The organism is Streptomyces sp. NPDC001668 (assembly GCF_042893155.1).
Lineage (GTDB): Bacteria > Actinomycetota > Actinomycetes > Streptomycetales > Streptomycetaceae > Streptomyces.
This window is the reverse complement of the sequence record NZ_JBIAUQ010000026.1, coordinates 18,087-37,447: the sequence shown is the minus strand read 5'-3', so window position 1 is coordinate 37,447 and position 19,361 is coordinate 18,087. Positions and strand designations below refer to the sequence as shown.

At 71.0% G+C, this 19,361-nt stretch carries 12 protein-coding genes; 10 read left to right on the top strand and 2 right to left on the bottom strand.

All coding sequences use genetic code 11. The features are described 5' to 3' along the window. Positions 1-62 precede the first annotated feature (62 nt). From ACFYZ8_RS44030 to ACFYZ8_RS44005, 6 genes are all read left to right on the top strand, one after another. Positions 63-9,542 carry a LamG-like jellyroll fold domain-containing protein gene (locus tag ACFYZ8_RS44030; protein WP_388542425.1) on the top strand — a complete coding sequence of 3,160 codons (9,480 nt, stop codon included), beginning with the start codon at positions 63-65 and terminating at the stop codon, positions 9,540-9,542. Further along, positions 9,542-10,036: a hypothetical protein gene (locus ACFYZ8_RS44025; RefSeq protein ID WP_359038686.1), complete on the top strand. Its 495-nt coding sequence runs from the start codon at positions 9,542-9,544 to the stop codon at positions 10,034-10,036. The genes ACFYZ8_RS44030 and ACFYZ8_RS44025 overlap by 1 nt, the downstream gene beginning before the upstream one ends. A gap of 87 nt (positions 10,037-10,123) precedes the next feature. Beyond that, the gene (locus ACFYZ8_RS44020; RefSeq protein ID WP_388542427.1) at positions 10,124-10,624 is read left to right on the top strand and encodes a hypothetical protein; all 501 of its coding nucleotides are present in this window, start codon (positions 10,124-10,126) and stop codon (positions 10,622-10,624) included. 82 nt (positions 10,625-10,706) lie between these two features. Further along, on the top strand, positions 10,707-12,233 hold the full coding sequence (miaB, locus tag ACFYZ8_RS44015) for a tRNA (N6-isopentenyl adenosine(37)-C2)-methylthiotransferase MiaB (RefSeq protein ID WP_359038682.1): 1,527 nt from the start codon (positions 10,707-10,709) through the stop codon (positions 12,231-12,233). 28 nt (positions 12,234-12,261) lie between these two features. Continuing rightward, complete coding sequence (locus ACFYZ8_RS44010; protein ID WP_388542429.1) at positions 12,262-12,558, top strand: hypothetical protein; 297 nt, start codon at positions 12,262-12,264, stop codon at positions 12,556-12,558. 10 nt (positions 12,559-12,568) lie between these two features. Continuing rightward, positions 12,569-13,276, top strand: a complete 708-nt coding sequence (locus ACFYZ8_RS44005) for a class III extradiol dioxygenase subunit B-like domain-containing protein (protein ID WP_388542431.1) — start codon at positions 12,569-12,571, stop codon at positions 13,274-13,276. Between the two features lie 94 nt (positions 13,277-13,370). Here the strand turns inward: ACFYZ8_RS44005 and ACFYZ8_RS44000 are convergent, their stop codons facing one another. Both ACFYZ8_RS44000 and ACFYZ8_RS43995 read right to left on the bottom strand, forming a co-directional pair. Continuing rightward, positions 13,371-13,640, bottom strand: coding sequence for an antitoxin (locus ACFYZ8_RS44000; protein ID WP_359038676.1), 270 nt, complete (start codon positions 13,638-13,640; stop codon positions 13,371-13,373). A 24-nt stretch (positions 13,641-13,664) separates the two neighbouring features. Next, on the bottom strand, positions 13,665-13,928 hold the full coding sequence (locus ACFYZ8_RS43995; protein ID WP_388542433.1) for a hypothetical protein: 264 nt from the start codon (positions 13,926-13,928) through the stop codon (positions 13,665-13,667). Between the two features lie 183 nt (positions 13,929-14,111). Between ACFYZ8_RS43995 and miaA the strand changes: the two genes are divergently transcribed. From miaA to ACFYZ8_RS43975, 4 genes are all read left to right on the top strand, one after another. Beyond that, the gene (gene miaA, locus ACFYZ8_RS43990; RefSeq protein WP_359038672.1) at positions 14,112-15,050 is read left to right on the top strand and encodes a tRNA (adenosine(37)-N6)-dimethylallyltransferase MiaA; all 939 of its coding nucleotides are present in this window, start codon (positions 14,112-14,114) and stop codon (positions 15,048-15,050) included. 108 nt (positions 15,051-15,158) lie between these two features. Continuing rightward, complete coding sequence (locus ACFYZ8_RS43985) at positions 15,159-15,662, top strand: hypothetical protein (RefSeq protein ID WP_359038708.1); 504 nt, start codon at positions 15,159-15,161, stop codon at positions 15,660-15,662. A gap of 88 nt (positions 15,663-15,750) precedes the next feature. Then, complete coding sequence (dapF, locus tag ACFYZ8_RS43980; RefSeq protein WP_359038670.1) at positions 15,751-16,620, top strand: diaminopimelate epimerase; 870 nt, start codon at positions 15,751-15,753, stop codon at positions 16,618-16,620. A 287-nt stretch (positions 16,621-16,907) separates the two neighbouring features. Continuing rightward, a complete protein-coding gene (locus ACFYZ8_RS43975) occupies positions 16,908-19,178 on the top strand; it encodes a RelA/SpoT family protein (RefSeq protein ID WP_388542435.1) in 2,271 nt (756 codons plus the stop codon). The last annotated feature ends 183 nt before the right edge of the window (positions 19,179-19,361 follow it).

The following is a 19,361-nucleotide window of genomic DNA, read 5'->3' as shown; positions in this document are numbered from 1 at the left end:
AGCCTGCTTAGTGGCTGGTCCTGTCGGTGGTGCGGTGCGTTCGTAAAGGTTCGGTGGGTGGGGTGCGTCCGCTGTCGCGCTGGCGTGTGTGGCTGGCCGTGGTTCCGTTGCTGTTGTCCTTCTGGGCCCAGGAGGGAGCGGCGGCCTACGCGGCGACGCGACCGTCGCCCTCGCTGGGCACCGGGCTGGACCACGTGTGGAAGTGGCTGTCGGGCTCGGACGGCCCGGGCCCGCGCTCGAAGACCGGCTCGGCGCACGACGTGCACGCCGCGAAGGCCGGACAGGGGCACCCCGCAGGCAGAACGCCCGGCAAGGGCAAGGGGCAGCTGGCCGCCTGGAAGGCGCCCCACGGCACCCGGGCCGGGCAGTCACGGTCCGGCACGGCGCGCGGGGGCTTCGACGCGAGGACCAGCAAGCGCGTGGCCGCCAAGTCCGGCGCGACCTTCGACTACTTCCAGAACACCGACGGCTCCTTCACCCGGAAGATGTCCCAGTCCCGGATCAATTACAAGGACTCCACCGGGACATGGAAGTCCATCGACACCGAGGTGGCGAAGAGCGGCGACGGCCGCTGGCACGAGAAGGCCAACTCCCTGGGCGTCTCCTTCGCACCCTCCACCGGTGCCGTGAAGGGCGGCGGTTCCGTCGTGCCCGCCGGCTTCACCTGGCGGACGACGGCCGCCGACGACCCGTCACCCACCCCCGGCCCGACCGTCACCTCCGGCACCTCGGCGCAGGGCGACCTGGCCACGCTGACCATCTCCGACGACGAGTCGGTCTCCTGGTCCCTGGCCGGCGCGAACGCGGTCACCGGCACCGCCTCGGGCTCCGACGTCGAGTACGACGACGTCCTCACCGACACCGAGCTCGTCCTCGCACCGACCGCCAACGGCGTCAAGGAGTCCCTCGTGCTGGCCTCGGCGAACGCGCCGACCAGCTGGGTCTTCCCGATGACCCTCAAGGGCCTCACCCTGACCACCGCGTCCGACGGCACCGTGGAACTCGTCGACGGCGGCGGCACCGCGGTCGCGACCCTGCCCCAGCCGTTCGCCCGGGACTCCTACGTCGACCCCGCCACCGGTGAGTCCCACGACAACTGGGCGATGACGTACAGCGTCACCGACGTCGACGGCACCCCGGCCGTGAGGATGTCCCTGGACCCGAACTGGCTCGCGGGATCGGACATCCGGTTCCCCGTGACCGTCGACCCGACGATGTCGGTGACGACAGCCGGCCAGACCTTGACGACGTACGTCTACTACCCGAACACCGCCGACTACTCGTCCGACACGATCATGCGCGTCGGCACCCCGGACGGCGGCTCGTACATCGGGCAGGCGTTCATGAAGTTCCTCGGGCTGCCGGACACCGACGGCTACCACATCAGCGACGCCGACCTGCACCTGTTCGACGTGTGGGCGTACACGTGCAGCTCGTCCACCTCGTACAACGTGTATCCGATCACCGAGCAGTGGTGGGTGACCGGCCAGAAGTCCTGGTCGGACCGGCCGGCGACCTCGGCCTCCATAGGCACCTGGTCGGGCACGGTCTCCGGCACGGTGTGCGGCAACACCTCGGTGTCCACCGGGACCGGCCAGTGGCAGACCACCGACCTGGACACCGACTGGTTCCAGAAGATCGCCCTCGGGCAGACGGAGAACTACGGCCTGTCGGTGTTCTCCTCGGCGACCAGCTCGAACCAGTGGAAGAAGTTCGACTCGGACCAGGTCGACAGCCACTCGCCCTACATCACGGTGACGTACAGCAAGAACTCCGCCCCGGACATCGAACACACCTACCCCAAGGCGAACTTCACCTCCCCCTCACTGCGCCCCCAGCTCCAGGTCAAGGCGGTCGACCCGGACTCCTGGCCCACCACCCCGCTCAAGTACGACTTCGCGGTCTACTCCTCCGCCGGCACCCAGATCGACACCTCCGGCTGGCAGACCTCCACCAAGTGGACCGTGCCGTCGGGTGACTTGGACTGGTCGAAGTCGTACTACTGGACGGTCTCCGCGAACGACGGCTGGTCCACCACGACCAGCGCCACCCAGTCCCTGTCCACCCTGGTGGCACAGCCTCTGATCGCCTCCCGCCTCGCGCAGAACGGCGGGCACGGCTACGACGAGGAGGCCGGCAACTACACCACCTCCGCCACCGACGCCTCCGTCTCCACCGTGGGCCCGTCCCTGGACGTGACCCGCTCCTACAACTCCCTGGACACCAGCACCGCAGGGGCGTTCGGCGCGGGCTGGTCGGCGCTCGCCGACATGCGGGCCGTGATGGACGACGACGGCTCCAAGAGCGTGGTGATCACCGACGACGGCGGCAAGCGGCAGCGCTGGGGCTACTCCTCCTCCGGCTACACCCCGCCGACCGGCACCTACGGCACCTTCAAGGCGCTGAGCGCCGGCTACTCACTGACCGAGACCTCGGGCACGACGTACACCTTCGGCACCGCGGGCGGCACCAACATCTGGCTGCTGTCGCAGATCAAGACCCACGCCGGACTCACCGAGACGCTCACCTACGACAGCTCGCACCGGCTGAGCACCGTCAAGAACGACGTATCCGGCCGCACCCTGACCTTCACCTGGTCCAAGCCCTCAGGCGCTGCCCACGACCACGTGCAGACCGTCATCACGAACGGTGATGCGAGCACGGCCGCCCTGTGGACGTACGGCTACACCGGTGACCGGCTCACCTCGGTCTGCCCGCCCGCCGCCACCAGCCCGGGCACCGCGTCGACCTCCTGCTACGCCTACACCTACACCGACGGCTCCAACTACCCGTCCGCCGCCCTGGACGCCGGGCCCAGCGGCTACTGGCGCCTGGACCAGCCGTCCGGCAGCACGACCGCCGCCTCCTCCGTCCTGGCCAACGAGCAGACGGACGCGGGCACCTACACGAACGCCACCCTGGGCAGCACCACCGGCCCGCTCACCGGCTCCACGGCGAAGTCCGCGACCCTCGCCGGCACCGGCTATGTGAAGGTCCCGGCCGCACTCCTGCACGCCAGCACGACGCGCGCGGTGTCGCTGTGGTTCAAGACGTCCAAGAAGGGCGTGCTGATCGGCGACCAGTCCAAGTCCGTCACCGGCGCGAGCGCGGCCTCCGGCTCCTGGACGCCCGTGCTGTACGTCGGCTCGGACAACAAGCTGCACGGCCACTGGTGGAGCGTGAGCGGTTCGGGCAGCGCCGACTTCGGCTCCACGGGCACGGTCACCGACAACGCCTGGCACCACGCGGTGCTCAGCTCCGACGGCTCCACCCAGACCCTGTACCTGGACGGCACCAAGCAGGACACCTTCTCCGGCACCCCCGACGACCAGACCGACGTCTACACCTACCTCGGCGCCGGCTTCGCCGCCTCCTGGCTCGACTCACCCGGTGACGTCAGTTACTTCACCGGCTCGATGTCCGACGTCTCCTTCTACAGCCACCCGATCACCGCCTCCCAGGTCGACGACCTGTACGCGGCCGGCACGGCGAGCGCGGCCCTGCTCACCAATGCCTCCAGCCCGGCCGGACGTACCACCGCGGCGGTCTCCTACGACACCGCCGCCGACCGTCTGACCGACGTCACCGACGAGCACGGCGGTACCTGGCACCTCGGCACCCCGACCGTGGCGGGCTCCAGCGCGGTCTACCGGGGCTCGGTGCTCGGTGCGGACCCCGCCGGCTACTGGCAGCTCGGCGACGAGGACACCTCCGCGACCTATGCCGCCGACGAGGTCAACGGCGGCGACGGCACGTACAACAACGTCACCCTCGGCGTCACCGGCCCGTTCGCCGCCAAGGACAGCACCGCGAACACCGCGGCGTCCTTCGACGGGACGACCTCGTACGTCTCCGTCCCGGACGACCTGCTGCACTCCGACACCAAGCGGGCCGTGGGCATCTGGTTCAAGACGTCCACCCCGGGCGTGCTGGTCGGCGACCAGTCCGTGGCGATCGACGGGGCCACCGCGGCCTCCGGCTCCTGGACGCCCGTGCTGTACGTCGGCTCGGACAACAAGCTGCACGGCCACTGGTGGAGCGTGAGCGGTTCGGGCAGCGCCGACTTCGGCTCCACGGGCACGGTCACCGACAACGCCTGGCACTACGCGGTGCTCAGCTCCGACGGCTCCACCCAGACCCTGTACCTGGACGGCACCAGGCAGGACACCTTCTCCGGCACCCCGGCCGACCAGTCCAACACCCTCACCTACCTCGGCGCCGGCTTCGCCAAGGCCTGGATGGACTCGCCGGGCGAGGTCAGTCACTTCAAGGGCTCGCTCGCCGAGGCCGCCTTCTACGACCACGCGGTGACCTCCACCCAGGTCGCGACGGAGTGGAACGCCTACAAGCAGTCCACCGGCACCGTCGCCACCGAGTCCGTCGACGTCACCGACCCCGGCCACGCCACCCTGACCAGCACCTACGACCTGTCCGACGGCGGCCGCATCCTCAGCGAGACCGACGGCACCGGAGCGACCACCTCCTACGGCTACGACACCTCGGGCTTCCTCTACACGACCACCGACGGCAACGGGAACGTGACCACCACCGGCCACAACTCCCGCGGTGACGTGGTGTCCCGCACGACCTGCCAGGACCAGTCGGCGTCCAAGTGCTCGACCTCGTACTTCGGTTACTACCTGAACACGTCCTCGGACACCGACCCGCGCAACGACCAGTTGCTGACCTCCTCCGACGGCCGCTCGTCCAGTGCGACGGACACGACCTACCGGACGACGAACACCTACGACACCAACGGCAACCTGCTCACCACCACGACCCCCGCGGTCACCGGTCACAGCGCGGGCCTGACGACGAAGAAGACGTACACCGACGCCACGACGGCCGGTTACGTCTCCGGCACCCTCGCCCCGGCCGGCCTGCTGGCCTCGACGGTGACACCGGGCGGCGCGACGACGTCGTACCTCTACTACGCGAACGGCGACCTCGCCCAGGAGACCTCACCGCTCGGCCTGGTCACCCGCTACACCTACGACCAGCTCGGCCGGGTCCTGACGAAGACCGAGATCTCCGACACCTTCCCGGCGGGCCTGGTCACCCGCTACACCTACGACGCGCTGGGCCGGGTCCGCACCGCACTCGACCCGGGGACGACCAACGCCGTCACCGGCACGGTCCACACGGCCCTGACGACCACCACGTACGACCCGGACGGCAACACGCTCACCAGCACGGTCTCGGACACGACCGGTGGCGACACCGCCCGCTCGACGGTCGACACCTACGACGACTTCGGCCAGTTGAAGACCGTCACGGACCCCGAACAGCACGGGACCACGTTCGGCTACGACGCCTACGGCAACAAGTCTGACGAAACCGACCCCGACGGCCAGACCTACACCTTCACCCACGACGCCGACGGCAACCTGGTGGACACCACGCTCACCGACTACACCGGCTCGTCGGCCACACCCGGGACGGCGACCGCCCAGCTGCTGGAGCACCGGACCTACGACCCGGGCGGCCGCCTGCACGCCAGTACGAACGGCATCGGCGTCACCACCACCTACGACTACTACGACAACGGCCTGACCAAACAGCTCACCCGCACCGGCTCCTCGGGCACCACCTCCGTCGACGAGCAGGACAGCTACGACGACGCCGGTAACCTCACCGCGAGGACCACCAGGAACGGCACCCTCACCACGACCTACACGGTCGACGCCGCCGACCGCACCACCGGCAGCACCGAGGACCCCGGCACCCTGGCCCGCGCGACCGCGTTCACCTTCGACGACGACTCCCGCGTCCTGACCTCGACGCAGACCGACGCGGCGGGCGACCCGGCCCAGAAGTGGACGTACGCCTACGACCCCGCGGGCGACGTGCTGTCCGCCGGCCAGTACGTCTCCGGCTCGCTCACCCTCACCACCAGGGCGACCTACGACAAGCGCGGCCTGAAGGTCACCTCGACCGACCCGCAGAACCAGGTCACGAACTACGCCGACGACGAGGCGGGCCGCCCGACCACCACCACGAGCCCGGCGATCACCACGACCACCCCCGGCACCGGCGAGACGGCCACCGTCTACCCGACCACCGTCAACGGCTACGACACCTTCGGTGACCGCACCGAGGCCCAGGACGCGCAGGGCCACATCACGGCCACGGCCTACGACCGCGACGGCCGCAGGACCGGCACCACCCTGCCGTCGTACAACTCGGTCTCCGCCACAACCGCCTGGACCTACGACGGGTCCGGGAACGTCCTGAGCGTGACCGACGCCAAGGGCGAAACCGACTACCGGTACGACCAGTCGGGCGACCTGGTCCAGCAGACCAACCCGGCCATCCCCGTCGACGGCACGGACACCAGGGGCACCTTCACCTACTCCTACGACCTGGCGGGCAACCGCCTGACCGAGACCTCGCCCTATGGCTCCGTCACCCACCACGGCTACGACGACCTCGGCCGCGACAGCAGCACCTGGGCGTACGTGTACACGTCCACCAGCGCCCAGACGAAGGTGGAGACCGACACCGCGTACAACCCGGCGGGCCAGGTCGCCACGACGTCCTCCGTCAGCGGTGTCACCGCGCACTACACGTACGACGCCCTGGGCCGCACCCACACCACCTCCGACACCACCGATGACACCACCACGTACAGCTACGACCTGCGCGACGACGTGATCAAGACGCTCCTGCCGGACCGGACCGCGCAGACGGCCGACTACGACGCGGCCGGCCGGCGTACCGCCACCGCGAACCTGGACTCCAGTGGCGCCACACTGTCGTCGACCTCGGCGACGTACGACAACGACGGCCGGACGAAGACCGTCACCGACGCCCGCCGGCACACCACGAGCTACGACTACGACGCCCTCGGCGACCTGACCCGGCAGACCGAACCGGTCAGCGACACCGCCTCGATCACCACCGACTTCGGCTACGACGCCGCCGGGCACCAGACCGCGTACACCGACGGCAACCGGGACACCACCTACTACAGCTACAACTCCCTGGGCCTGCGGGCCACCAAGGAGGTTCCGGCCGTCACCGGCTACACCGGCGCGGCGGACCGGACCACCGCGTACACCTACGACGAGCGCGGCCGCCTGGTGACGCAGACCGACCCCGGCGGCGTCACCGTCACCAGCACCTACGACGCCCTGGACGACCTGACCGCACAGACCGGCACCGGCGCCGACGCCACCACCGCCGACCGCCACTTCGCGTACTCCCTCAACGGACACCTGGTGGCCTCCGCCGTCGGCGGCACCTGGGAGTACTACGACACCAACGCCCTCGGCGACGTCCTGACCACCTCCGGCCAGGGCGGCACCTCGTCCTTCACCTACAACCCCGACGAGTCCCCGCTCACCCGCACCGACGCCTCGGGCACCAGCACCTACACCTACGACACCGACGGCCGGCTGAACACCGACACCGACGCGTCGACCGGCACGACCCTGACGTACCAGTACAACCTCCTGTCCCAGCCCAAGTCCGTCAGCTACGGCACCTCCGGCGACGTGCGCGGCTTCGGCTACGACTCCCTGCACCGGCCGACCACCGACACCCTCTCCACGTCCGCCGGCGCCACGGTCGCCAAGGTCGCCTACGACTGGGACGAGAACGGCAACCTCACGTCCAAGACGACGACCGGTGTGCAGGGCGCCTCCGCCAACACCTACGGCTACGACTACGCGAACCGCCTCACGTCCTGGACCTCCGGCTCCACGACCACCGGCTACACCTACGACGGCGACGGCAACCGGCTGACGGCCGGGTCGACGACGTACACCTACAACGCCCGCGACCAGCTCACCTCGGACGGCACGCACAGCTACGGCTACACGGCCCGCTCCACCCTGGCCACCAAGGACACGACGGCATACACCTTCGACGCCTACGGGCAGCAGATCACCGCCGGCTCGACGTCCTACACCTATGACGCGCTGGGCCGCGCGATCACCGCGGGCTCGAAGGGCTTGTCCTACTCCGGCACGGACAACCTCGTGGCCTCCGACGGCACCACGACCTACAGCCGTGACACGTCGGGCGCCCTCACCGGTGAGGCGTCGGCGAGCGGAGCCACCCTGGCCCTGACCGACCTGCACAGCGACCTCATCGGCCAGTTCACCGCCGCCGGTACGACGCTGGGCGGTTCGGCGAGCTACGACCCGTGGGGCACCACCCTCGCCTCCACGCTCACCGGAACCGTCGGCTACCAGAGCGAGTTCACCGACACGGCCACCGGCGGCGTCGACATGCACTCCCGCTGGTACACGCCGGGCACCGGCACCTTCGACTCGGCGGACACCGTCGACAACACGGCTGTGGGAGGCAGCGCCGACGCCGACCCGTACGCGTACGTCGGTGACGATCCGCTGACCAGGACCGACCCCAGTGGGCACTGTTTCTGGGACGCGTGCATCGGTGAGGCGGAGGGCGCCTACCTTCTGGGCACGGCCCTGATCGGCGCCTGCATGGCGTACTGCTCCAGCCTGTCCAGGAGCATCTCCGACGGCTTGAACTCGCTGTCCTCCTGGGGTTCGTCGAACTCCTCGTCCCACAGCCACGCCTCCTCGTCCGCCGCGAGCCACTCCAGCGCCGCGACCAGCAGCTACGGCATCTGCGCCGAGGTCTGGTCGATGGCCTGCCAGCAGCACTACGGCAGGACCGACACCAGCGGCAGCCGGGGCAGTGGGAGGTCCTCCGGCGGCGGCGGCGGTGGCGGTGGAGGTGGCAGCGCGTATTGCGGCTACTGCGGTGGAGGCGGGGGCGGTGGCGTCAGCGCCGCCGAGGCCGCCAGGGCCGCGGCCGCCGCGGCTGCCGCCCGGGCCGCCGCCGAGGCCGCCCGCCGCGCCGCGATCCGCGCCCATGCCATCAAGATCACCGCCTCGATCGGCAAGGGCACCCTCGCGGTCCACTCGATCTCCTCCGCGGCCGAGCCGCCCACCGTCCGCATCAACATCGGCAACTCTGTCCGCAACGCCGCCTCGGCCATCGCGGCCGGCCTGACCACGGCCGCCGTCTGCGTGGCCACCGGCGGCTGCACCGGGGACGACGATGACGACGGCGAGAAGAAGGACTCCTGCAACACCGGAGCAGGCTTCACCAACCCGGGCATCGTCTACCTCCCGCGCCACAAGCAGGCCGGCGAATGCGTGGCCACCGGCGCCTTCGCCCAGCTCAGCCAGGCCAACTACACGCCGCCACCGCGGCCGAGGCTCGGCTTCGCCCTGCCGGGCCTGAACTCCCTGCCCGCCACCAACCGGGCCCGTGCCCACCTCGTCGGCTATGCGATGGGCGGCTCCAACACCGACACCCGCAACTTCGTCCCGATGTACCAGACGGCGAACCAGTGGATGTACGACCACGCGGAAGATGCCGTGGTCAGCGCCATCAAGAGCGGCGGTAGCGTCTACGTCGAGTCCTACCCGGTCTACGGCAACAAGGACTCGACCGTGCCCACCGCGCTGGAGTACGTCACCTCGGGCGACGTTCAGATGGAATGCGTGATCAAGAACAACCCGACCGCCGCCGGCAGTCACTGTCAGCATGGAGTGTGGTAATGAACCCGCGCACTGATCCCCCCGCCCTCTCCGCGCTGCTCGGACCGCCGGTCCGGTCGGACGAGAAGGAGATCGAAGCGGTGGCACGCGAGTGGGGAGTGGTGTTCCCACCCGACTTCGTCTCCCTCGCGGGGGCGTACGGCGACACCGTCATCTGCGAGTACCTCCTCTTCTGCGGCGCCCGAGAGCTGGTCCCCTACGCGGCGCGGATGGGCCGGCTGCTGGAGGACTCGCGGACCGTCCCGCACCGGGTTCTGCCCACGCCCGGGGGTGCCCTGGTGTGGGGCAACACCATCGAGGGGGACCAGCTGTTCCTGGTCGACCGGGGCGACGGCCGCTGGACGGTGTCGGCGTTCCGGCGCGGCTGGGCGGACTGGCTCGACACCGACCTGGAGTTCGGCGAGTGGTTCCCGCGGATGCTCGCGGGTGAGATCGAGACGGACTGGATGCCCGAATGGCCGACGGCGCCGTACGAACTGCAACTCGTGGACTAGGCGACCGGCACGACAAGAACCTGGAGTCCGGCGCCCGGTTGCCCGCGTGGCCGCCGCCGTCCGAACGGGAGAGAGTGGGCTGAGGAGATGCGGACGTTTTCCCTGCGCGGCCGACGCGGGGTCCTGTTCGGAGCGGGCACCCTGGCTGTGCTGGCCGTGGCCGTGGGCGCAGCACTGCTGCCGCGCCCGGACGCGGGCGAGACCGCCGGACCACCGGCGCCGGTCTCGCATGTCGACACCGCAACCCGGGCCTGCCTCCTCACCTCGGCCGACCCGGACCCGACCGGAACCTGGGCGGCGATGCGCCGGCTGGCCCAGGAGAGCGGCGCGCGTCTGGTCGTACAGCGCTATGTAATGCCCCCGCGGGTCAAACCCGCCGCCTACGTCGACACCCTCGTGCAGCTGCGATGCTCCACCGTCGTCACCACCGGCACCACGGCCCGCGACGCCGTGGCCTCCCGCCTGGCCGCCGGCCAGGTCCCGGGCGTCCACTTCGTGGTGGTCGCGGACCGGCCCCTGCGGGGTGCGGCCCACCTGGAGCCGTCATCAGTCGACGGGGGGACGTTGGGCCGGTTGGTGCGCCCGTGAGGGAGGGTGTCGCCGGGCTCCAGGGGACTCGGGCAGCGTGACCCCGGGACCGGCGCTCCCCGCAAGCGCCTACCCTTGACCCATGACCATCAGCAGCGACCGGAGCCCGGCAGTGGACGTTTCATCTCCGAAAACGTACGAAGTGCGCACCTACGGGTGCCAGATGAACGTCCACGACTCCGAGCGATTGTCCGGACTGCTGGAGGAGGCCGGGTACGTGCCCGCGCCCGAGGGCTCCGACGGGGACGCGGACGTCGTCGTCTTCAACACCTGCGCGGTGCGGGAGAACGCCGACAACCGGCTCTACGGCAACCTCGGCCGCCTCGCCCCCCGCAAGGCCTCCCGGCCCGGCATGCAGATCGCCGTCGGTGGCTGTCTCGCCCAGAAGGACCGCGACACCATCGTGAAGAAGGCCCCCTGGGTCGACGTCGTCTTCGGCACGCACAACATCGGCAAGCTGCCCGTCCTGCTGGAACGCGCGCGCGTGCAGGAGGAGGCGCAGGTCGAGATCGCCGAGTCCCTGGAGGCGTTCCCGTCCACCCTGCCGACCCGGCGCGAGAGCGCCTACGCGGCCTGGGTCTCTATCTCCGTCGGCTGCAACAACACCTGCACCTTCTGCATCGTCCCGGCGCTGCGCGGCAAGGAGAAGGACCGCCGCACCGGCGACATCCTCGCCGAGATCGAGGCGCTGGTCGGCGAGGGCGTCTCCGAGATCACCCTGCTCGGCCAGAACGTCAACGCGTACGGCTCCGACATCGGCGACCGCGAGGCCTTCAGCAAGCTGCTGCGCGCGTGTGGCTCGATCGAGGGCCTGGAGCGCGTCCGGTTCACCTCTCCCCACCCCCGCGACTTCACCGACGACGTGATCGCCGCGATGGCCGAGACCCCGAACGTCATGCCGCAGCTGCACATGCCCCTGCAGTCCGGCTCGGACACCGTCCTGAAGGCGATGCGCCGCTCGTACCGCCAGGACCGCTACCTCGGGATCATCGAGAAGGTCCGCGCCGCCATGCCGGACGCCGCGATCTCGACCGACATCATCGTGGGCTTCCCCGGCGAGACCGAGGAGGACTTCGAGCAGACCATGCACGTGGTCCGCGAGGCCCGCTTCACGAACGCCTTCACCTTCCAGTACTCCAAGCGCCCCGGGACCCCCGCGGCGACCATGGACGGGCAGATCCCCAAGGAGGTCGTGCAGTCGCGCTACGAGCGTCTCGTCGCCCTCCAGGAGGAGATCTCCTGGGAGGAGAACAAGAAGCAGGTCGGCCGCACCCTGGAGCTGATGGTCGCCGAGGGCGAGGGCCGCAAGGACGGCGCGACCCACCGCCTCTCCGGCCGCGCCCCCGACAACCGCCTGGTCCACTTCACCAAGCCCGACCAGGAGGTCCGCCCCGGCGACGTGGTCACGGTCGAGATCACCTACGCCGCCCCGCACCACCTCCTCGCCGAGGGCGCCGTACTCGACGTGCGCCGCACGCGCGCGGGGGACGCGTGGGAGAAGCGGAACGCGGCCGAGGCCGCCCAGCCCGCTGGTGTCATGCTGGGCCTCCCGAAGATCGGGATTCCCGAGCCGCTGCCGGCGGTCACGGGCGGCTGCGCGGCGCACTGAGCGACGCCAGGACTCAAGGGGCAGGGCCATGGGGCGCTGGGTGGTGGTCGTCGACCGCAGTGTCGGTCGTCAGAACGACGTCGACGAGGTGGCGCATTTCGAGGCCACCCAGGACGAGGCCCGGGCCCGCCTGTATGAGATCGCCTGCACCCACCGCCCCGGCGTCGGCCTGCGCCAGAAGCGCCGACAGGTCTACCGGATCGGCGACGGCGACGCCTACTACGTGAACGTCGAAGGCGCGATGTCCACCCACCGCGTGCTGTACAGGCTCGCCGAGCTGGCGTGGAGCACCCATCCGGAGTCCTGGCCCTGGGCCTGGAAGTAGGCTCCCGACCATGCTTGTCGCCGCCGCCGTCTGCCCCTGCCCACCCCTTCTCGTGCCCGAGGTCGCCGCGGGCGCCGCGCCCGAACTGGACGCCGCCCGAGCCGCCTGCACGGACGCTCTGGGAGTGCTCGCCGCCGCCCGGCCCGACCTCCTGGTGGTCGTCGGGCCCGCGGAGCGGAGTGGGCGAGGCGTGCTGCCGGAGGGCACCCGCGGGTCGTTCCGCGGCTTCGGTGTGGATCTCGACGTACGGCTGGGCCGGGACGCGGAGTCCGAACGCGAACTGCCGGCCTCGCTCGCCGTCGCCGCCTGGCTGCTGGAGCGCACCGGCTGGTCCGACGCCCCGATCGAGGGACTCGGGGTGGGGGAACCTCTGGAGCCCGAGCGGTGCATCCAGACCGGGAGGGGCATCGCCGCCCGGGCCGAGCGGGTGGCGCTGCTGGTGATGGGCGACGCCAGCGCCTGCCGCACGCTCAAGGCACCCGGCTACCTCGACGAGCGCGCGGCCCCCTTCGACGCGGAGGTCGCGCGTGCGCTGGGCGCGGCGGACGTGGCGGCCCTGCGGTCGCTGGACGCAGAGTCGGCGTACGAGCTGAAGGCCTCGGGGCGGGCCTGCTGGCAGGTCCTCGCGGGCGCGGCCGAGGGCGCGGGGCTGGGCGGCTCGCTGCTGTACGAGGACGCGCCGTACGGTGTGGGGTACATGGTCGCGACCTGGTCCTGACGGCCGCAGGAGAGCCGCCGCGGCGTCCTGCCACAACGCCGGACGGCCGGGGGCGCGTGCCCCGCGGCCGTCCGTCGAAGTGCCGTGCCGCCGTTCAGGAAGCGGGCGGCGGTGAGGCCGGCGGCGCGCTGCCGCCACCTGGTCCCTCCGTGCCGTCCTTGTGCGCGAGTCGGTCCATGGCGCCCTTGGCCTTGCCCGTGCCGGTCTGGATCCTGTCGCTGTACTTGCCCTTGGTCTTCTCGTCCACGACCTTCGCGGCCTTGTCGAGACCGTGCTGGATCTTGTCGCCGTGCTGCTGCGCAAGGCCGGAGACCTTGTCCTTGGCCGGGTTGAGCTTGGCCTTGAAATTGTCCAGGAGACCCATCGTTCACCTTCCCACGCGGGACAGTTACGTACGGGCGCCGTCGCCGGCCTCATGGTCGGCCGCCGCTTCGGCGGACTGCTGCTTGGGGATCTCGACGCCCTCGGCGGCGGCGTCCTCGACGGCCTCCGTCGCCGTCGAGCCGTCCGCGCCCTCGGCGTCCGTCGGTTCCTTCGCTTCTGCCGCCTCCTCCGCCGCGGACTCGGCCGTCGGGACGTCGGCCTGCGTCTCGGCGGTTGACGCCTCCTCCGTGGCCCGGGACCTGCGAAGAAGTCGTGCGAAAACGCCCATATCCACTCCATACGGTACTCGTGCGAGGGAAATCCCGCGTCGTCCGGTGCGCCCGTTTGCGCCATCCGGATCGCCGCCTCCGTGAACAGGGCGGCGGAAACCACGCAACTGGCAACGACGCCGGACCCGGACCGTCACGTAACCCGTTCGAGGTGGTGCCCCGTGGTTTGCGAGACTGGGGCGGTGAGCAGCGCACCCCCCGCCCCCCGCGTCATCGCCGTCGTCGGACCCACCGCAGCCGGAAAGTCCGATCTGGGCGTCTTCCTCGCCCAGCGACTGGGAGGCGAGGTCGTCAACGCCGACTCCATGCAGCTCTACCGAGGGATGGACATCGGCACCGCCAAGCTGACGCCCGCGGAACGCGACGGCGTCCCCCACCACCTCCTGGACATCTGGGACGTGACCGTCACGGCGTCCGTCGCCGAGTACCAGCGGCTGGCCCGCGCGAGGATCGACGCGCTGCTCGCCGAGGGGCGCTGGCCGATCCTCGTCGGCGGCTCCGGACTGTACGTCCGCGGGGCCGTCGACAACCTGGAGTTCCCCGGTACCGATCCCGAGGTCAGGGCCCGCCTGGAGGAGGAACTCGTCCTGCGCGGCTCCGGCGCCCTGCACGCCCGCCTCTCCGCCGCCGACCCCGGGGCCGCGCGGGCGATCCTGCCCAGCAACGGCCGCCGTATCGTCCGGGCCCTCGAGGTGATCGAGATCACCGGCAAGCCCTTCACCGCCAACCTCCCCGGCCACGACTCCGTCTACGACACCCTCCAGATCGGCGTCGACGTCGCCCGGCCCGAGCTCGACGAGCGCATCGCGCGCCGCGTCGACCGGATGTGGGAGGCGGGCCTCGTGGACGAGGTGCGGGAGCTGGAGGCGCGCGGGTTGCGAGAGGGGCGCACAGCCTCGCGCGCGCTCGGGTACCAGCAGGTGCTCGCGGCGCTCTCGGGGGAGTGCACGCTGGAGGACGCGCGGGCCGAGACCGTCCGTGCCACGAAACGCTTCGCGCGCCGTCAGGATTCGTGGTTCAGGCGCGATCCGCGGGTGCACTGGTTGAGTGGGGCTGCGGCGCATCTCACAGAACTTCCGCAGCTCGCACTGGCGTTGGTCGAACGACCGGTCACAGCCTGATCACGTCCTGGCATCGGGACGCTCCGGCCGTCATCCCGGCCTCCGACGCCGTGCCATCATCGAGCTTCGATCGACCAAGTGGAGTCCGAGTTGGGAGGGCGCGTGGCGATGGAGGCCGGCCCTCGCGACACCGCACAAGGCACCGAGCCCCGCACCGCGGACAGCGGTGAACCGGAGCAGGACGCGGACCGTCTGAGCCCCGACGGGCCCGACGACACCCAGGGCGGTGTGACCGACGACGGCCCCGAGCCCGAGGAGATGTTCCCGGGCGGGGAAGAGGTCGAGGTCGAGCTGCGTCCACAGCGCCGCCTGCGGATCTGGCAGCTCGCGCCCATCGTCTCGCTGGCCGCGGTCGGCTCCCTGATGTTCGCCTTCCCCCTGGCCTTCGACTTCGGCGACAGCGGAGCGGTGATCGCGATGCTGGGCCTGCTGATCTGCTTCTGCGCGGCCGGCTGGGGCATGATGGCCGCGCGCCGCGTTGGTTACACGTGGCCGGGGCTGCCGCAGAAGGGTTCGGGCCACCGCGCGGACTGGCGGGTCGTGGTCGCGTACGCGCTGCTGGTGGCCGTGGTGGTCGTGCTCGCGGTATGGCGTGTGGCCAGGCTGCGCTAGCAGCTTTCAGACGGCGGGGGACCACGCGATCAGAGGGGCGCGGGACCGCGCGGCAAGCTCCCGTCGGCCCGCGCCGTACGATCGAGACATGAGCACCCGCATCGCCTTCCTCAAGGGCCACGGCACCCAGAACGACTTCGTGATCGTCCCGGACCCCGAGAACGCCCTCGACCTGCCCCCCGCCGCCGTCGCCGCCCTGTGCGACCGCCGGGCCGGCATCGGCGGTGACGGACTGCTCCACGTCGTACGGTCCGCCGCGCACCCCGAGGCCACGCACATGGCCGGGGAGGCCGAGTGGTTCATGGACTACCGCAACGGCGACGGCTCCGTCGCCGAGATGTGCGGCAACGGCGTACGCGTCTTCGCCCGCTACCTCCAGCGCGCCGGTCACGTCACCGAGGGCGACCTGGCGGTTGCCACCCGCGGGGGTGTGAAGACCGTGCACATCGCGAAGGACGGCGACGTCACCGTCGGCATGGGCAGGGCGACGCTCCCCGGGGGAGACGTCACGGTGAGCGTCGGCGACCGCAGCTGGCCCGCACGGAACGTGAACATGGGCAACCCGCACGCCGTCGCCTTCGTGGACGACCTCGCGCACGCCGGCGACCTGTACTCCCCGCCGCCCTTCAGCCCGGCCGCCGCCTACCCGAGCGGGGTCAACGTCGAGTTCGTGGTCGACCGCGGTCCCCGGCACGTCGCCATGCGCGTGCACGAGCGCGGGGCGGGCGAGACCCGGTCCTGCGGCACGGGCGCCTGCGCCGTCGCCGTGGCCACGGCCCGCCGGGACGGCGCCGACCCGGCGGCCACGGGTGACCCGGTGACGTACACCGTCGACCTGCCCGGCGGCACCCTGGTGATCACCGAACGAGCGGACGGCGAGATCGAGATGACCGGCCCCGCGGTGATCGTCGCGGAGGGCGAGATCGACGCCGACTGGCTTGAAAACGCGGTTCGTTGACCGTATGAATCGCAATGATCAGGGGGTCGAAGGCATGGAACCGCAGCCCTCGACTTCTTGTGCGGCTCGGAATCATGGTCAGTCGCCGGTCAGGTGGCGCGAAATCGTAAACCTACAAACCTTCGCTCGAATGGGTGATCCGTTTCACGCTCGCCGAGAGGCGGTCAGCCGGGCGTGATGGGCTCGGTAGCATCAAGCACCGGCCCGGACGGGGGACAGATGCCATCCCCTGAGCCGTGTCCGCCATGGGGCACCCCGTCCGCCGGTCCACGCAGCCGGAGGTGCCCATGAGTGCGGAGGCGACGAACCCCGCGACCCCAGGTCCGGTAGCAGGCCCGGCCGCCCGCTGGCGGGCGCGGATCGACCTGCGCCGTCTGGGCCGTGCCGCGCTGCTCGGCCCCGCCGCCCGGGACCGGCTGCCCGACGCCATCGGCCATGTCGCCGAGGCCCACCGCGCCCACCATCCCGACGCCGACCTCGAACCCCTGCGCCGCGCCTGGGTCCTGGCCGAGTCCTCGCACCGCGGCCAGATGCGCAAGAGCGGTGAGCCGTACATCACACACCCACTCGCCGTCACCCTGATCCTCGCCGAACTCGGCGCCGAGACCACGACCTTGACGGCCTCCCTGCTCCACGACACCGTCGAGGACACCGAGGTGACGCTCGATCAGGTCGGCGAGGAGTTCGGCGCGGAGGTCCGCTTCCTCGTCGACGGTGTCACCAAGCTGGAGAAGGTCGACTACGGCGCCGCCGCCGAACCCGAGACCTTCCGCAAGATGCTCGTCGCCACCGGCAACGACGTGCGCGTGATGTCGATCAAACTCGCCGACCGGCTGCACAACATGCGCACCCTCGGCGTGATGCGCCCCGAGAAACAGGCCCGCATCGCCAAGGTCACCCGCGACGTCCTCATCCCGCTCGCCGAGCGCCTCGGCGTCCAGGCCCTCAAGACCGAGCTGGAAGACCTGGTCTTCGCGATCCTCCACCCCGAGGAGTACGAGCACACACGCGAGTTGATCGTCGACAACGCCTCCCGCGCGGACGACCCGCTCGCCGAGATCGCCGACGAGGTGCGGGGGGTGCTGCGCGAGGCCGGCATCCAGGCCGAAGTCGTCATCCGGCCACGCCACTTCGTCTCCGTGCACCGCACGGCCCGCAAGCGCGGCACCCTGCGCGGCGCGGACTTCGGCCGCCTGCTGGTCCTGGTCGGCGAGGACGCGGACTGCTACGCCGTCCTCGGTGAACTGCACACCTGTATGACGCCGGTCGTCTCGGAGTTCAAGGACTTCATCGCCGTACCGAAGTTCAACCTGTACCAGTCGCTGCACACCGCTGTGGCGCGCGGTGACGGCCAGGTCGTCGAAGTCCTCATCCGGACCCACCAGATGCACAAGGTCGCCGAGGCGGGCGTGGTCGCGCTCGGCAATCCGTACGTGGGCCCCCCGGAGGAGCCCAGCGCGGCCGACGGCGAGCGGGTGGACCCCACCCGGCCCGGCTGGCTCTCCCGCCTCCTCGACTGGCAGGCGGCCGCGCCCGACGCCGACACCTTCTGGTCCACCCTGCGTGAGGACCTCGCCCAGGACCGCGAGATCACCGTCTTCCGGCCCGACGGCGGCACCCTGGGGCTGCCCGAGGGCGCCACCTGTGTGGACGCCGCGTACGCGCAGTACGGCGAGGACGCGCACGCGTGCCTCGGCGCCCGCGTCAACGGCCGTCTGGCGACCCTGAGCACGGTGCTGAAGGACGGAGACACCGTCCAGCTCCTCATGGGCCAGGACCCGGCCGCCGAGCCCTCCAAGGAGTGGCTGGAGCACGCCCACACGCCCGCCGCCCGGATCGCCATCCAGCGGTGGATCGCGACGCATCCCTCGCCCGAGGCGCCGGAGGACACGGAGGACACGGAACAACGGGCCGGGGAGCAGCGGGGCGGGACGGCCGGTGCGACCACCGGTGCGACCACCGGTGGGACCGACGCGCAGGTCGAGCGGGGGGCCGCGAACATCTTCCGCGCGGCCGCCGCGGAGTCGTCGGCGGCCGACACACCCGACAGCGGGGGCCGGATCATCGCCGAGGGGCAGGCCTCTGCCGACCCGGCCACCGACCGCTCGGGCGCCGCGGTCGCCCTCGTCGACCAGCCCGGCGCGACCGTACGACTGGCCGGCTGCTGCACGCCCGTACCGCCCGACGAGATCACCGGCTTCGCCGTGCGCGGGGGAGTGGTCACCGTGCACCGCGTCGAGTGCGCCGCGGTGGAACGCATGAAGGGCGTGGGGCGCACGGAGGTCGGCGTGCGCTGGGGCGACACCGCCGAGTGCCGGGTCACACTGTTCGCGGAATCGTTCGGCCGCCCGCACCTCCTCGCCGACCTCACCGAGGCCATGGCGGGCGAGGGCGCCGAGATCGTCTCCGCGACCGTCGAACCCCCCAGCCAGCAGCGGGTCCGCCACACGTACACGGTCCAACTGCCGGACGCGGCCCTGCTGCCCGCGCTGATGCGGGCGATGCGGAACGTGCCGGGCGTCTACGACGTGAGCCGGGCACAGACGCCTGGGGGATGACGGACGCGGGATTGGTGTTTGGGGGTCTGCCCGACTGGACGAGGTTTGCGCCTGGGGGAGTCCCGGGTGTCGTCAGGTGCCTCTGGGGCGCCTGGAGAGGGCACTGTGGAGGCTCGCCACTGGGAGCGGCGCCGACGCCTCTGTGGCCGGCCGCGTCCGGGATGGTTCCGTGTCGGCACCTCA

Bases quoted from the DNA above. Each gene is read 5' to 3' on its own strand.
- ACFYZ8_RS44000 (WP_359038676.1), bottom strand. From the start codon at position 13,640: ATGGGTCTCCTGGACAATTTCAAGGCCAAGCTCAACCCGGCCAAGGAC.
- ACFYZ8_RS43995 (WP_388542433.1), bottom strand. From the start codon at position 13,928: ATGGGCGTTTTCGCACGACTTCTTCGCAGGTCCCGGGCCACGGAGGAG.
- dapF (WP_359038670.1), top strand. From the start codon at position 15,751: ATGAGCACCCGCATCGCCTTCCTCAAGGGCCACGGCACCCAGAACGAC.
- ACFYZ8_RS44010 (WP_388542429.1), top strand. From the start codon at position 12,262: ATGGGGCGCTGGGTGGTGGTCGTCGACCGCAGTGTCGGTCGTCAGAAC.
- ACFYZ8_RS44025 (WP_359038686.1), top strand. From the start codon at position 9,542: ATGAACCCGCGCACTGATCCCCCCGCCCTCTCCGCGCTGCTCGGACCG.
- ACFYZ8_RS44020 (WP_388542427.1), top strand. From the start codon at position 10,124: ATGCGGACGTTTTCCCTGCGCGGCCGACGCGGGGTCCTGTTCGGAGCG.
- miaB (WP_359038682.1), top strand. From the start codon at position 10,707: ATGACCATCAGCAGCGACCGGAGCCCGGCAGTGGACGTTTCATCTCCG.
- ACFYZ8_RS43975 (WP_388542435.1), top strand. From the start codon at position 16,908: ATGAGTGCGGAGGCGACGAACCCCGCGACCCCAGGTCCGGTAGCAGGC.
- ACFYZ8_RS43985 (WP_359038708.1), top strand. From the start codon at position 15,159: ATGGAGGCCGGCCCTCGCGACACCGCACAAGGCACCGAGCCCCGCACC.
- ACFYZ8_RS44005 (WP_388542431.1), top strand. From the start codon at position 12,569: ATGCTTGTCGCCGCCGCCGTCTGCCCCTGCCCACCCCTTCTCGTGCCC.